At 71.4% G+C, this 14,534-nt stretch carries 11 protein-coding genes and 1 tRNA gene; 9 read left to right on the forward strand and 3 right to left on the reverse strand.

All coding sequences use genetic code 11. From position 1 onward, the window contains the following. Window positions 1–238: 238 nt before the first annotated feature. Together rph and rdgB are read left to right on the forward strand one after the other, a co-directional pair. Window positions 239–1,036: a ribonuclease PH gene (rph, locus tag GPA03_RS13485; RefSeq protein ID WP_194239523.1), complete on the forward strand. Its 798-nt coding sequence runs from the start codon at window positions 239–241 to the stop codon at window positions 1,034–1,036. Beyond that, window positions 1,033–1,644 carry an RdgB/HAM1 family non-canonical purine NTP pyrophosphatase gene (gene rdgB / locus GPA03_RS13490; protein WP_156252507.1) on the forward strand — a complete coding sequence of 204 codons (612 nt, stop codon included), beginning with the start codon at window positions 1,033–1,035 and terminating at the stop codon, window positions 1,642–1,644. The genes rph and rdgB overlap by 4 nt, the downstream gene beginning before the upstream one ends. Window positions 1,645–1,655: 11 nt before the next feature. Here rdgB and GPA03_RS13495 read toward each other — a convergent pair whose 3' ends face one another. From GPA03_RS13495 to GPA03_RS13505, 3 genes are all read right to left on the reverse strand, one after another. After that, window positions 1,656–7,235, reverse strand: coding sequence for an Ig-like domain-containing protein (locus GPA03_RS13495; RefSeq protein WP_162458367.1), 5,580 nt, complete (start codon window positions 7,233–7,235; stop codon window positions 1,656–1,658). Between the two features lie 207 nt (window positions 7,236–7,442). Continuing rightward, window positions 7,443–7,982, reverse strand: coding sequence for a DUF4916 domain-containing protein (locus GPA03_RS13500; RefSeq protein ID WP_156252509.1), 540 nt, complete (start codon window positions 7,980–7,982; stop codon window positions 7,443–7,445). A gap of 167 nt (window positions 7,983–8,149) precedes the next feature. Beyond that, window positions 8,150–8,231 (reverse strand) — tRNA-Leu (locus GPA03_RS13505). A gap of 107 nt (window positions 8,232–8,338) precedes the next feature. Between GPA03_RS13505 and GPA03_RS13510 the strand changes: the two genes are divergently transcribed. The 7 genes from GPA03_RS13510 to GPA03_RS13540 all read left to right on the forward strand — a co-directional run bounded on the left by GPA03_RS13510 (window position 8,339) and on the right by GPA03_RS13540 (window position 14,533). Beyond that, a complete protein-coding gene (locus GPA03_RS13510) occupies window positions 8,339–9,115 on the forward strand; it encodes an endonuclease/exonuclease/phosphatase family protein (RefSeq protein ID WP_156252510.1) in 777 nt (258 codons plus the stop codon). 52 nt (window positions 9,116–9,167) lie between these two features. Further along, entirely contained in the window at window positions 9,168–9,890 is a 723-nt protein-coding gene (locus GPA03_RS13515; protein WP_162458368.1) for an HAD family hydrolase, read from the forward strand. A gap of 157 nt (window positions 9,891–10,047) precedes the next feature. Next, on the forward strand, window positions 10,048–11,076 hold the full coding sequence (gene phnD / locus GPA03_RS13520; RefSeq protein ID WP_156252512.1) for a phosphate/phosphite/phosphonate ABC transporter substrate-binding protein: 1,029 nt from the start codon (window positions 10,048–10,050) through the stop codon (window positions 11,074–11,076). Window positions 11,077–11,179: 103 nt separating this feature from the next. After that, a complete protein-coding gene (gene phnC / locus GPA03_RS13525; protein WP_156252513.1) occupies window positions 11,180–11,962 on the forward strand; it encodes a phosphonate ABC transporter ATP-binding protein in 783 nt (260 codons plus the stop codon). Continuing rightward, window positions 11,959–12,771, forward strand: a complete 813-nt coding sequence (gene phnE, locus GPA03_RS13530; protein ID WP_156252514.1) for a phosphonate ABC transporter, permease protein PhnE — start codon at window positions 11,959–11,961, stop codon at window positions 12,769–12,771. Before phnC ends, phnE (GPA03_RS13530) begins: the two co-directional genes overlap by 4 nt. Continuing rightward, complete coding sequence (phnE, locus tag GPA03_RS13535; protein WP_156252515.1) at window positions 12,768–13,661, forward strand: phosphonate ABC transporter, permease protein PhnE; 894 nt, start codon at window positions 12,768–12,770, stop codon at window positions 13,659–13,661. The genes phnE (GPA03_RS13530) and phnE (GPA03_RS13535) overlap by 4 nt, the downstream gene beginning before the upstream one ends. Beyond that, window positions 13,658–14,533: a MurR/RpiR family transcriptional regulator gene (locus GPA03_RS13540; protein WP_156252516.1), complete on the forward strand. Its 876-nt coding sequence runs from the start codon at window positions 13,658–13,660 to the stop codon at window positions 14,531–14,533. Before phnE (GPA03_RS13535) ends, GPA03_RS13540 begins: the two co-directional genes overlap by 4 nt. The last annotated feature ends 1 nt before the right edge of the window (window position 14,534 follow it).

Below are 14,534 nucleotides of genomic sequence, written 5' to 3' on the forward strand. Positions count from 1 at the left end.
GTGGCTCAGCGGCCACCGGTGGCCGGGGTGTGGACGCTCAGCCACCGGCCGCCCCGCCCGGTGGTGGCTCAGCGGCCACCAGCAGCCGGGGCGTGGACGCTCAGCCACCGCCCAGCCCGACAGGTGGACGCCAGGTCACCGGCCGGCGCCGCGAGGAGCGTGGAGGTGGCTTCGCGGATCCATCGAGGCCGGCGGAGCGGGCGGCGAGGGGCTGCCCTGGGCCATAGGGTGGGGAAGCGTGACCGAACCCGTTGCCCCCGTGCCCTCGTCCGTTGCTCGCGCCGATGGGCGCGCACCCGATCAGCTCCGTGAGGTGTCGTTCACCCGGGGCTGGTCGGACCACGCGGAGGGGTCGGTGCTGGTGCAGTTCGGCGGCACCCGGGTGCTGTGCACCGCGTCCTTCACCGACTCGGTGCCGCGCTGGCGCAAGGGGTCCGGGCTCGGCTGGGTGACCGCCGAGTACTCGATGCTCCCGCGCTCGACCACGACGCGCTCCGACCGCGAGTCCGTCAAGGGCAAGATCGGCGGCCGCACCCACGAGATCTCGAGGCTGATCGGTCGATCGCTGCGCGCGATCATCGACCTGTCGGCGCTCGGCGAGAACTCGATCGTGCTCGACTGCGACGTGCTCCAGGCCGACGGCGGCACCCGCACAGCCGCGATCACCGGCGCCTACGTGGCGCTCGCCGACGCGATCGCCTGGGGCCGTGCGCACGGCGCGGTCAAGCCGGGCGCGACCGTGCTGACCGACTCCGTGGCCGCCGTCAGCGTCGGCATCATCGCAGGCACCCCGATGCTCGACCTGCCCTACGTCGAGGACGTCACCGCCGAGACCGACATGAACGTCGTGGTCACCGGCTCGGGCAGCTTCGTCGAGGTGCAGGGCACCGCGGAGGGTGCGCCGTTCGACCGTGCCGAGCTCGACCAGCTCCTCGACCTGGCGCTCTCCGGGACCGCGGAGCTGGCGCGCCTGCAGGCCGACGCGCTCGCGCAGCCGCTCGACCGACCGGCCGCGCCCGGCCCACTGACGCGATGAGCACCCAGCCCAGGCTCGTGCTCGCCACGAGGAACCAGCACAAGCTCGACGAGCTGCGCGCGATCCTGGCGGCCGAAGGGGTCGACACCGCCGGCGTGGTGAGCGCCGCCGACGTCGACGGTCCCGACGTGCAGGAGACCGGCGTGACGTTCGCCGAGAACGCCCTCCTCAAGGCACGTGCGCTGGTGGCCCACACGGGGCTGCCGGCCGTCGCGGACGACTCAGGCTTCGCCGTCGACGTGCTCGGGGGGTCGCCCGGGGTGTTCTCGGTGTACTGGGCCGGGCGGCAACGCGACGACGCCGCCAACAACGCCCTCCTGCTCGCTCAGCTCGAGGACGTCGGTCCCGAGCATCGCGGTGCCCAGTTCGTGTGCGCGGGCGCGCTCGTGACCCCCGACGGTCGGGAAGAGGTCCGGGAGGGCGTCGTTCGCGGGCGGCTTCTCGCGGAGCCGGTGGGCGACGGCGGTTTCGGGTACGACCCCCTGTTCGTGCCCGACGGCCACGACCGCAGCTACGCCCAGCTCACCGCTGCCCAGAAGAACGCGATCTCGCACCGCTCCCGCGCCTTCCGCGAGCTGGCGCCGCTGATCGCCGAGCTGCTGGCCTGACCCCCAGCGGGCTACAGGCTTCGACGACGCCGGCTGACCAGCACCAGGGCGAGCCCGGCGAGCAGCACCAGCCCGGCCAGCAGCGGAGCGGCGCTCCCGATCCCGGTGGTGGGCAGGTTCGTGCCGGCTCCTGCTGAGCTGTCGGTCGGGGTGCTCGAGCTCCCGGTCGGGGAGCTGTCCGTGGGTGTGCCATCGACGGGCGGCACGTCCGCGCGAGCGATCACGATCACCAGCTCGCCCGTCACCAGGTCGTCCACGGTCACCGTGAACGTGTAGGTGCCGGCCGTGGTCGGGGTCCCGGAGATCGCGCCGTCGGTGGACAGTGTCAGCCCTGGGGGCAGGTCGCCGGCGGCGAGCACCCAGGTGTGGTCCGGGTCCAGGCCACCGGTGGCCACCAGCTGGGCGCGGTAGGCGACGCCCACCGTTCCCGCGGGGAGCTCGTCGGTCGTGACCGTCAGCGGTGCGAACGGCGTGGCCTCGGCCGGCTGCGACGGGGCCGACTCGCCGACGGCGTTCACCGCGCTGACCGTGTAGAAGTACCTGGTCCGATTCGTCACGTCCGTGTCGGTGAAGGAGGTCGCGTCCAGCGGGTCGCCGGTCAGCGCCGTGCCGGGCACGCCGGGCTCGGTCGAGCGGTACACGAGGTAGCCGAGAACGGGGGACTGGCCGTCGTCGGCAGGCGGCGACCAGGTGAGGCCGACCGATCCGTCACCGGCGCTCGCCGCCAGGTCCAGCGGAGCCGTCGGGGCGGAGACGAACGTCACCAGCACGGGGGTCGTCAGCTCGGTGGCGCCGGCGACGGCGGTGTAGGTGACCTGCTCGGCCACGTCGTCGGTCACCGTGAAGGTGACGATCCCGTCGGCGTCGGAGGTCCCGCTCGGTGCAGAGATCTGGGAGCTGCCGCCGTCGGCGGTCAGGCTGACCTCCTCGCCGGCGACGGCGTTGCCCTGGGCGTCCCGGAGCGTCACCGTGATCATCGAGGCGGCCAGGCCGTCCGCGGCGACCGTGGTCGGGTCGGCCGTCAGGGTCGACTCGGTGACCGAGACGGCGCCGGCGATGAAGGTCACCGTGGCCGTCGCGTCCAGCGCGAGGTCGTCGGCGGCGAGTGCCTGGATCAGCATGGAGACGACGGCGGGGCTCACCGTGGCGCCGTAGGTCACCTGTTCGGCGACCGTGCTGGCCACGGAGAACGTGACCCTCCCGTCACTGCCGGTGATCGCCGTGGGCGGTGAGATCACCGAGCTGCCGCCATCGGCGACCAGGGTGACGACCTGCCCCGGGACCGGGTTGCCGTGGGCGTCGACGATCACCGCGGTGATCCTTGAGCTGCTCTGGCCATCGGCGACGACGGTGGCCGGCTCGGCGGTCAGCGTCGAACGGCTCACGGAGACATCGCCCACGGCGAACGTCACGGCTGCCGAGTCGTCGATCTCGGTGCCACCGGCCGTGGCGGTGTAGGTGACGTGCTCGGCCACGGTGTCGGTGACGGTGAAGGTGACGACGCCGTCGGCGCCGGAGAGGCCGCTGGGCTCGGAGATCGCCGAGGAGCCGCCGCCAGCGGTGAGGATCACCGGAAGGCCGGGGACCGGGTTGTCGTTCGTGTCCAGGAGCGTGACGGTGATCGTGGCGGCGCTCTCGCCGTCGGCGATGACCGAGGTGGGGTTCGCGGTGACGCTCGAGGCCGCCGGGGAGACGGCGCCGGGCGTGAACTGCACCCCAGCCGTCTGCGTCAGCGGGGTGTCGCCGACGGTCGCGGTGGAGATGACGTGCTCGGCCACGGTGTCGGTCACGGTGAAGGTGACCACGCCGTCGCCGCCGGAGGTTCCGCTGGGCTCGGAGATGGCCGAGGAGCCGCCGTCCGCGGCCAGCGTCACGGACTGGCCCGAAACCGGGTTGCCGGTGGCGTCGAGCAGCTTGACGGTGATCGTGGCTGCGCTCGTACCGTCGGCGGGCACCACGGCGGGCGCGGCCGTCACCGTCGAGACGTCGGCGGAGATCGGGCCCGGCGTGAAGGTCACCACCGCGGTTTCGTGGAGCTGGGCCGCGCCGACGGTGGCGGTGTAGGTGACCTGCTCGGCCACGGTGCTCGTGACGCTGAAGCTGACCACGCCGTCGGCGTCCGAGGTCCCGCTGGGCTCGGAGATCGCCGAGGAGTCGCTGCTTGCGGCCAGCGTCACGGCGTGGCCGGGAACCGCGTTGCCGGTGGCGTCGCGGAGGGTGACCGTGATCGTCGAGGTGCTCTCGCCGTCGGCGGTGACCGAGGTGGGGCTGGCGGTGACGGTCGAGGCGCTGGGAGAGACGGACCCGACGGCGAACGTGACGGTCGCGGTCTGATCGATCTGGGTGCCACCGGCGGTGGCGGTGTAGGTGACCTGCTCGGCCACCGTGCTCGTCACGGTGAACGTGATGACGCCGTCGGTGCCCGAGGTCCCGCTGGGCTCGGAGATCACCGAGGAACCGCCGTTGGCGCCCAGAGTCGCCGACTCACCGACGACCGGGTTGCCGTTCGCGTCGCGGAGGGTGACCGTGATCGTCGAGGCGGTCGCGCCGTCGGCGGGCACCTCGGTGGGGGTGGCGGTCACGGTCGAACCCGCGGCCGAGACCGGCCCGGCGGTGAAGGTGATACCGGCCGTCTGGGTCAGTGCGGCACCGTCGACCGTCGCGGTGACGGTGACCTGCTCGGCCACGGTGTCGGTCACAAGGAAAGTCAAAGTGCCGTCCATGCCCGACAGGCCATGCGGCGGCTCGGCGCTCGCACTGCCGGAGAGCTCCAGCGCGACGGTCTCCCCGACCATCGGCTGCCCCACGGTGTCCCTCACCGTCACCGTGACGGTGGATGCGCTGGTGCCGTCGGCGATCACGGTGGTCGGTGCCGCCGTCACGGTCGAGGCGTCCAGCGAGAGGCCCGCGGGTGCGATCGTGATCGACAGCTCCTGGTTGTCGGTCTGCAGGTTCGCATCGGTCACGGTGACGGTGAAGACCGAGGTCCCAGCTGCGGTGGGCAGACCCGTGATGCTGCTGCCGCTCAGCTGCAGCCCCGGCGGGAGAGCGCCGCCGGAGAGCGACCAGGTGTAGGGCACGGTGCCGTCGGTGGCGGCCACCGTCGTGCTGTAGGTCGCGCCGACGGTGCCGCCCGGGAGCGCGCTGGTGGTGATCGTCGGCGCCTCGACCGGCGCGGTCACCACCTGGGTCAGAGCGGGCGAGGTGGAGGCGAGGTACTGCCCGGAACCGGAGAACGCCGCGGTGATCGAGTGGTTGCCTCCGCTGGTGAAGGTCGCGGTGCAGGTCGCCTCACCGCTGGCGGTCGCCACCGGGACAACCGCGCACAGCGTCGTCGACCCGTCGTAGAAGGTGACGGTCCCGCCGCCCGGGTTCGGGGCGACGTCCGCCGTGAACGTGACGTCCTCATCGGCCATCGACGGGTTCACCGACGACGCCACGGTGGTGGTCGTGCCGATGTTGATGACCGGCGGGGTCGACACCAGGGCCAGCGTGTGCCCTCCGCCCGCCGACAGCGCGACGACGCGGGACAGATCGCTCGGCACCTCGAGCTGTGCTGCGGAGTTGTCACCCCACGCGACGATCGTGCCGTCGCCGGTCCGGGCCACACCGTGGTACCAGCCCGCGGAGACCTCGACGACATCGCTCAGATCGGGGACGTCGGTCTCTCCCCGGCCATCGCCACCCCAGGCCACGAGGGAGCCGTCGGCCAGCGCCAGGCTCCACACGCCGCCGGCCGCGATCTGGGTGACCTCGACGAGACCGGCCGGCGGGCTCAGCTGACCCCAGGAGAAGCCACCCCAGCCCGCCACCGCGCCGTTCGGGGTCAGGGCATAGGTGTGGAACGTCCCGGCGGAGATCGTGGTCGCGAACAGGTCGTCCGGAACAGCGTGCTGGCCCTGGTTGTTCAGTCCCCAGACCACGACGCTGCCGTCCGACCGCAGCGCGACCGGGTGGAAGTCGCCGGCGGCGATCGCCACCACATCGGTGAGATCACCCGGCACGTCGGTCTCACCGTTCACGTTGCGACCCCAGGCCACCACAGTGCCGTCGGCCTGCAACGCCATGCTGTACTGAGCGCCGGCATCGATCGCCACCACGTCGCTCAGGCCGGGCGGTACGTCGGTCTCGCCGGCCCGGTTGCCGCCCCACCCCACGACCGTCCCGGATGCGGTCAGCGCCAGGCTGTGATCGGTGCCAGCCGCCAGGGCGATGACATCATCAAGTCCCTCCGGCACATCGATCTGCCCGGCTGGGTCGGGGGCCGGCACCTCGTACCCGCCGTCGTGGACGTTGGCTCCCCACGCCACCACGTGACCGGTGCGGGTGGGGTAGACCACCTGCAGCAGTCGGTCCGACGCGCTCGCGGCGATCGCGTCCGTCCCGGAGAACTGCGCCGTGACAACGTATCGACCGGCATCGAGCCCGCTCGGAGAGCAGGTCGCGGTGCCGGTGCCGTCGAGCGGGACCGCCGCGCAGTCGGCGATGACGGTGCCCCGGTCGAGGAAGGCGACCGTGCCGCCGTCGGGGGCCGGATCGACGCTGGCGGTGAAGGTGACCGTGTCGGTGTCCATGGCCGGGTTCGTGCTGGAGCCCACGGAGGTCTGACTCCCGGGCAGCTCCTCCCAGCCGGCGTACAGCGTGACGCCGACCGGGTTGTTGCTGGCGGAGCCGGTCCCGATCACGGTCTCCTCGGTGACCGGCTCGCCGCCGCCGGACGATGACAGGTACCAGCCGGTGAACCGGTGCGCCGCCCACGTCGGATCCGTCAGGGGCAGTGTCATCGCCCCAGCCACGAGCGTGGTGGCGAACAACGCCAGCGGCGCCGGGGCGTCCGTGCCGCCGTTGGCGTCGAAGGAGACCAGGTAGTGGCGACCGGTCACGGTGAGCGTCGCCACGTCCACGGTGCCGGTGTTCGCGATCGCGCCGTCGTTGTCGATCGTGCCGGCGCCGGTCAACGTGCCGGAGTTCGTGACGGTGACGCCCTCAGGGATGCTGATGTAGCTCGCGGCCGGAATGGTCACGGTGCCGGCGTTGCTGAGGGAGCCGAGCCCGCTGCCGCCGGAGCCGGGGCCGATGGCGACGGAGGTGGCTGACGCGCCAGCCGCGGTGACCGCGGCTCCGGAGCCGATCACCACATCGCCGCCGTCGCCTTCCCGACCGCCTCCGATGCCTGCCGCCAGACCACCACCGACGGCGTTCACCTCGCCGCCGTTGATCGTGATCGCCCCGGCGCTGTCGAGGTAGTCGCCACCGATGCCTGCGCCAAAGTCTCCGCCGGTGGTGGTCAGGACGGCGCCGCCTACGCTGTCCTCGATCACCAGCGCCGCCCCGGGCGGCACCGCGATGCCGGCGTGGTCACGCTGGCTGCTGATCGTCACCTGGTGGCCGGCCAGGTCGAGGGTCACCGTTCGCCCCTCGGCGACCGCAGGTCCTTGGCTGGAGACGATGTCGGCGTCGACGGTCACGGTGCAGCTGTCTGCGCCGTTGCAGTCGAAGGCGTCGACGAGCTCAGCGCCCGTGATCACCGTGGCGTCGGCCGCCGCTGCGGGTGGTACCGACGCGATCAGGCCGACGGCGACCAGTAGCACGCTGGACGTCCCCGCGATCGTTCGACGCCGGACAGACGGATTCGATGCGCGAGCAGCCCGATCCACGTGTTCCCCCATTGCTTGATACGTCAACAACGGATCTTGGCACGCAGACGGCCTCCGTGTCCATGGGTCCGGCAGCTTTGACGGCGCCACGGGCGCGCACAGCGCATGACCCCGTTCCCGCTCGCGAGCGGGAACGCGCTCTCAGAGCAGCCGGCCGGTCAGGGTGAGGGCGGTGCGGATCAGAGCGGAGTGACCGTCGACCATCTCGCCCAGGATCTCGGGGGCGATGATCTGCTCGGGGGTGAACCAGTCGATGTCGAGCGCGTCCTGCTGCGGCTGGCAGTCGCCCTCCACCGGCACGATGAACGCGAGCGAGACCGCGTGCTGCCGAGGGTCGTGGTAGGCCGTGATCCCCGGGGTGGGGAAGTACTCGGCCACCGTGAACGGCACGGGCGAGACGGGCAGCCGGGGCAGCGCCATCGGGCCCAGGTCCTTGTCGATGTGGCGGGCCAGGGCGTCCCGGATGCGCTCGTGGAACATCACGCGCCCGCTCACGAGCGCCCGCTGGATGCCACCCTCGCGCGGCGTGCGCAGCAGGGTGGCAACCGTGGTGATCACACCGTCGGGGTCGACCCGCACCGGCACCACATCCACGTACAGGATCGGCATCCGTCGTCGGATCACCGCCAGCTCCTCGGGAGAGAACCAGCTGCCGATGTCGTCCGTACCTACCTCACTCACGTCCCTGTTCTACAGGCTCGCGCGACTCGCCGCCACGCTGCCGCGCGGGGCGGACCCGCTCGCGTCCTCACCAGGGCCCTGCCGCCAACCTCGCCGCCGCACCAGGGCCGGGCGTCGACTGCTCCGCGATGTCCCAGCAACGAGAGTCGTCTGGGTATCCAGACGGGTGCGCGAGGTGGGACTCGAACCCACACGCCCGAAGGCACAGGAACCTAAATCCTGCGCGGCTGCCAGTTACGCCACTCGCGCTCGTTCCCCCAGCGTAGGCGCCAGCGGGACGACTCCTTGCCCACGCGTCCCAGAACGTTCGCCTGCCGTTCCCCGCCGGAACCAGCAGCGCGACTACCGTCCCGGACATGACTCACCGCGTCGTCGCCACGACCTACAACCTCTGGGCCGACTCCCGTTGGTCCGAGCGGACCGAGCCCCTGCGTGCCTACCTCGAGCTCACCCGCCCCGACGTGCTGTGCGTCCAAGAGCTGCGCCCGGCCTCCCGTGACCTGATCGATGCCGCACTGCCGGATCACTCCCGCGTCGACGACGAGTTCGAGGGCTGGCTGCGGGAGGGCAACATCTGGTGGTCGAACGCGATCTTCGAGCTCCTCGAGCACGGCGCCGAGGAGCTCGGGCTGCTGTCACCGCTGCGACGGCTGTTCTGGGTCCGGTTGCGCCACCTGGCCTCCGAGACCACGGTGCTGGTGGCGACGGCGCACTACACCTGGCAGGGGAACCCGCGGGAGCGCACCGAGGGCAGCTCTCCGCGCATCGCCGAGTCGCTCGCCACGGTCGAGGCGCTCGAGCGCGTGGCGGAGACAGCGGAGCCGGTGCTGTTCATGGGGGATCTCAACGATGCGACCAACGCCATCCGCATCCTCCGCGAGGCCGGCCTCCTGGACAGCTTCACCGCGTGCGGTGCACCGTTGCAGCCGACCCATCCGGCGCGGCCCACCGCCTCGGGCAACCCGCAGGTGCTGGACTGGCAGCTCCACCGCGGCGCGATCCGGTGCATGAACAGCCATGTGGGCGAGTACTTCCTGGGCGACATCGCGCCGTCGGACCACAAGCCCGTGGTCGCGACCTACGCGCTGGGTGAGCGCACTGACGTGGCAGGCCCGGGCGCCGCGACGTCGTAGCGTGGGTGTGCTCCCCCCCGGGGCAGTGCCACACCCTCACGAACGGAACCAGGTGACCGACCACCCCACGCCGACGCTCGTCCTCGACTTCGACGGCACGCTGTGCCTGGGTGACGACCCGATCTACCTGTTCGCCGACGAGCTGGCCACGCTCGTGGAGGACAAGGACGGCTCGGCCGAGGTCCGGCGCCGTCTCGAGGCCTTCCTCAACGGCGAGGAGCGCGTCGAGGACGCCGAGGACGGCTACCACGCGCTCTACTACCTCGGCCGCCCGTTCGGCGTCCCCGCCGAGGCCGCCGCGGCGGCGTATCACCGTTCCCGCGAGCGGATGGAGGCAGGGGAGGGGCACGTCCACGCACCGGCGGGGATCGTCGAGCTGCTCGACGACGTGCGTGCCGCCGGGGTGCGCGTGGTGCTGGTGACGAACGCCCCCGCGGTCGGAGCGCTCACCTGGCTCGGCACGGTCGGCATCGCGGAGCGGCTCGACGACGTGATCGCCGAGGCCGGGAAGCCGCACCGGATGGCGGAGCACCTCAGCGGGCTGCTCGCCCAGATGGGCGCGACCGACTCGCCCGAGCTGCTGGCGAGCGTCGGCGACGTCTGGGTGAACGACGTCGAGCCCGCGATACGCCTGGGCGCGCGCGGGTTCCACATCGATCGCTATGGCTCGGGCCGCACCCCGACCAGCGCGAGCGCCCCCACGATCGGCGAGCTGTACCCCGTGATCCGGGCCTGGGCGACCGACCCGAGCACGCCGCTGGGCCCGCAACCCTGAACACACCCATGAGTGTTTACCCGATCGATACCTCCTGGACGCGCCGGACTCTGGCGCGATCGACCTCGGGTGACTAGCGTGCAACGCGTGTTCATCGCCGGATGGTCTGACGGAATGCCGTTACCGCCGGTACCGTCATCGTGAAGCCGAGGTCAGCATGAAGCGTTCGATTCTCTTTCCAGCCATCGCCGCGGTCGCGGCGCTGTCGCTCGCGGCGTGCGCCGGGGGTGAGGGCGGCGACGACCCCACGGGAGGCTCTGACGGCGAGTCGAACGCCTCCGAGGGCGGCGGCGCGGCCGAGGACCCCGAGGAGCTCATCCTCGGCCTCGTCCCCTCCCAGGACCAGGACCAGCTGGTCGAGGACGCCGAGGCGCTCGGCACCCTGATCGGTGACGAGCTCGGCATCCCGGTGACGACGTTCGTCTCGACCGACTACTCGGCGCTCGTCGCGGGTATGCAGACCGGTCAGGCCGACATCGGCATGTTCGGCCCGATCGCGCTGGTGCAGGCCGCCGACGTGGCCGGTGCGACCCCGATCCTGCAGTCGGTGCGCTACGGCACCTCGACCTATCACACGCAGTGGTTCACGAACGACCCCGACACCTACTGCCTCGACGAGGTCGTCACCGTGGCCGACGACGACGGTGTCGACATGACCTACTGCAACGGCACCGACACCGCTGAGACCGGGCCGGTCGGGGAGGACGCGCTCGCGCTCATCACCGCCGACACCGCGATCTCGATGGTCGACGCCGCGTCCGCATCCGGCTACTACTACCCGGCCACGCAGCTGCAGGAGGTGGCCGGACTCGACCCGCTGAGCCTCAACGCCCAGTTCGCCGGAGGCCACCCGAACTCGGTCCTCAACGTGGCCCGCGGTGACTTCCCGGTCGGTGTCAGCTTCGACGACGCTCGTACCGAGGTCGTCGAGGAGAACCCGGAGATCGGCACCCAGGTGACGGTGTTCGCGTTCTCGGAGGAGATCCCCAACGACGGTGTTGCCGTGCGGGGTGACCTCTCCGACGACCTGAAGCAGCGCATCAGCGACGCGATGATGGCCGTCATCGAGACCGAGGAGGGCGCCGCTCAGTTCGACGCCGTCTACAACATCGAGGGTCTGGTGCCCGCCGACCTCGACGCGCTCGAGGCAGCGCGCCAGGTCGAGGCGAACTTCGGCGAGGAGTGAGTCCGCGCCGCGCGAGGCCACGGGCAGGTGGCCTCGCGCGGCGTCGTCGTGCCGCCTCCCGCCCGGAGGCGGGAGCACACCGAGGAAGAGGTAGGCAGCTGTGGTGATCGAGTTCGACGGCGTCGGCGTCACCTATCCGAACGGCGTGAGGGGGCTCGACGGCGTCTCGCTCACCATCCCGGACGGCCAGTTCGTCGTCGTCGTCGGACTCTCCGGCGCGGGCAAGTCCACGCTCGTCCGCACCATCAACGGACTCGTCCCGGTCACGGCCGGGCGGCTGACCGTGAACGGCCACGCCCTCAACGGGGCGAGGCGGCGTGAGCTGCGCGCCCTGCGCGCGCGGATCGGGATGATCTTCCAGTCCTTCAACCTCGTCACCCGCACCTCGGTGATGAACAACGTGCTGATGGGTCGGCTGCACGCCACCGGAACCCCTCGCTCGCTGCTCGGCTGGTACTCGGCCGCCGACAAGGAGACCGCGTTCGACGCGCTGGAACGGGTCGGCATCGTGGAGAAGGCGTGGCAGCGTGCCTCGACGCTCTCGGGCGGTCAGCAGCAGCGGGTGGCGATCGCCCGGGCGCTCGCGCAGAAGCCCGAGATCATGCTCGCCGACGAACCGGTCGCCTCGCTCGACCCGCCGACGGCGAGCGCCGTCATGAGTGACCTGCAGCGCATCAACCGCGAGCTCGGCATCACCACCGTGGTGAACCTGCACTTCCTCGACCTGGCCCGCCGCTTCGGCGACCGGATCATCGGCATGCGCGCCGGCAAGGTCGTCTTCGACGGCACCGGCGAGGAAGCCGACGACTCGGTGTTCGAGGACATCTACGGCCGCTCGCTCACGGCCGAGGACGTCATCGCGAAGGAGCCGGGGGCGCTGGCGTGAGCCTCGTCGCCGACGTGTCGACCCCCGCGGGCAGACCCCGCAAGCCGCCTCCCAGCCCGGCCCTGCTGATCGGGCTCGCGGTCGTGCTGGCGATCACCCTCTGGGCCGGGCTCAGCATCGAGTTCACGCTCGCGCCGCTGTTCACCGATCTCACCCGCGGCAAGGTGATCATCGACCAGTTCCTGCGGCCCGAGTGGGACTTCCTGCTGCGGCCCGCCGTCGCCGCGGCATTCCTCGAGACCCTCTACATAGCGATCCTCGCCTCGCTCGGCGGATGCATCCTGGCGCTGCTGCTGGCGATGCTCGCGAGCAAAGTCAGCGCACCGAACACACTGGTGTACCGGATCACCCGTGGCGTGCTCTCGCTGGTGCGTTCGTTGCCCGATGTGGCCTATGGTCTGCTCTTCGTCGCCGTGCTCGGCACCGGCGCGCTGCCCGGTGTGCTCGCGCTGATCATGTTCAACATCGGAGTCGCGGCGAAGCTCACCGGCGAGACGATCGACTCCATCGATCCGGGCCCGGTCGAGGCGGTCGAGGCCGCCGGCGGCAACCGGCTCCAGCGGGCACGATGGGCGATCTTCCCGCAGGTGGCACCGAACTACCTGTCGTACTGCTTCTACGTCTTCGAGCTGAACATCCGTGCCTCGCTGGTGCTGGGCATCGTGGGCGCCGGCGGCATCGGCACCCTGCTCTACACACTCCTCGCGCGGTTCGAGTACTCGCAGGTCTCGGCGATCGTGGTGCTGCTGTTCGTGGTCGTCTTCATCCTCGACCAGCTCTCCCGGGCACTCCGACGGAGGCTGTCATGAGTGCCGTTGCCGACAGGCCCGCCAAGGCCGCGCGCCCCCCGCAGCCCTCGAAGGCTCGCACCACCGTCGGGATGCTCCTGGTCGCGGTCGTCGTGATCTTCGCGGTCAGCCAGATCGACGCCCGCTGGGAGCGGCTGCCCGAGCTGGTCACCGTGCTGCCCCGGTACGTGGGGCTGATGCTCGAGGGCATCATCCAGAACCCGTTCACCGAACCCGCCTCCCGCTACTGGTCCAGCGCCATCGACTACACGCTCGAGTCGTTGCAGATGGCCTGGATCGGCACCCTGATCGGCGCGGTCATCTCGTTCCCGATCTCCTTCCTCGCGGCCCGCAACACCGCGCCGCTCGCCGTGGTGCTCGTGGTGCGGCAGATCCTCAACGCGATCCGAGCGGTGCCCGAGCTGATCCTGGCGATCGCGCTGATGATGCCGATCTTCGGGTTCGGTCCGTTGGCCGGCGCGCTGGCGCTGGGCGTCGGCGCGGTCGGCACGCTGGGCAAGCTGTCCTCGGAGGCGATCGAGGGGATCGACCCGGGCCCGGTCGAGGCCGCGACCGCCGTCGGCGCCTCCAAGCTCCAGGTGCTGCGCTGGGGCGTGCTGCCGCAAGCGCTGCCCGAGATGGTGGCGTTCTGGCTCTACCGCTTCGAGATCAACATCCGCGCCTCGGCCATCCTCGGTGTCCTCGGCGCGGGCGGCGTCGGTGCGATCCTCAAGCAGCTGTTCGACAAGCGCGAGTGGGAGCGCATCGGCGTGACTCTCCTGGTGATCATCGTGGTGACGATCATCATCGACCAGATCTCCGCCGCCGTCCGGCACCGGATCATCTCCGGGGCGGGGGGCCGGTCCCGCCGTCAGGAACGCCGCACCGAGACCGAGGGCCTGATGGCATGAATCCCCAGCAGCCTGAGCTTGGTTCGGTCCCTGCCCTGATCCGCGCCGGCATCCCCGATCTGAACCCCAGCGAGCGGCGGGTCGCGGAGGTCTTCGTCGACCGTCCCGCGTGGACGATCGAGGCGAGTGCCCAGGAGATCGCCGACGCCGCGGGCACCTCCCGTGCCACCGTGGTGCGCACCGCGCAGCGGCTGGGGTTCACCGGCTACCCGCAGCTGCGCGTGCTGCTGGCCCGTGACCTCGGCCTGGTCGCCGGGCAGCCGGAGGCCCACCACACCTCCGACGACGCGGTCGGGGTGTTCAACGCCTTCCTGCGCGATGTGGCGCTGACGATCAACGACGCCCTCGCGCTCCTCGACGCCGATGACATCCGCCGGGCCGTCGACCTGCTCGCCGACGCCCGCGACGTCCTCGTGGTCGGCAACGGGCTGTCCTCGCCGGTCGCGGTGGAGATGGCGATGCGGCTGAACGCGATCGGACGATACGCGGAGGCCCCTGTCGACCACGTCGAGCAAGGTGTGCGCGCCAGGCGGCTCGGACCGGGCGACGTCTGCGTCGTGGTCAGCGGCTCGGGCAGCACCCGGCCGACCATCGCAGCGGCACGGGCTGCGACCCGGGCGGGGGCCGCCGTCGTCGGCCTCACCGCCTCGGCGACGGCGGGGCTCGCCGAGGTCGCGACCGTGAGCCTGGTCGTGGGGCTGGGCGCGCCCTCGTTCCGCGACGAGATCACCCGCAACTCGCGGCTGCCGCAGTCGATCGTGGCCGGTGCGCTGGTCCGCGCGCTCTCCGAGCGCAACATCGACGCCGCCCGCGAGGCGCAGGCACGCATGCTCGACGTCATCGGCGAGGTCTTTCTCCAAGACCCCCGCTGAG

The organism is Pseudactinotalea terrae (genome assembly GCF_009733845.1).
GTDB lineage: Bacteria > Actinomycetota > Actinomycetes > Actinomycetales > Beutenbergiaceae > Pseudactinotalea > Pseudactinotalea terrae.

Coding starts and splice junctions, on each gene's coding strand:
- phnD (WP_156252512.1), top strand. CDS start 10,048: ATGAAGCGTTCGATTCTCTTTCCAGCCATCGCCGCGGTCGCGGCGCTG.
- rdgB (WP_156252507.1), top strand. CDS start 1,033: ATGAGCACCCAGCCCAGGCTCGTGCTCGCCACGAGGAACCAGCACAAG.
- phnE (WP_156252515.1), top strand. CDS start 12,768: ATGAGTGCCGTTGCCGACAGGCCCGCCAAGGCCGCGCGCCCCCCGCAG.
- GPA03_RS13510 (WP_156252510.1), top strand. CDS start 8,339: ATGACTCACCGCGTCGTCGCCACGACCTACAACCTCTGGGCCGACTCC.
- GPA03_RS13540 (WP_156252516.1), top strand. CDS start 13,658: ATGAATCCCCAGCAGCCTGAGCTTGGTTCGGTCCCTGCCCTGATCCGC.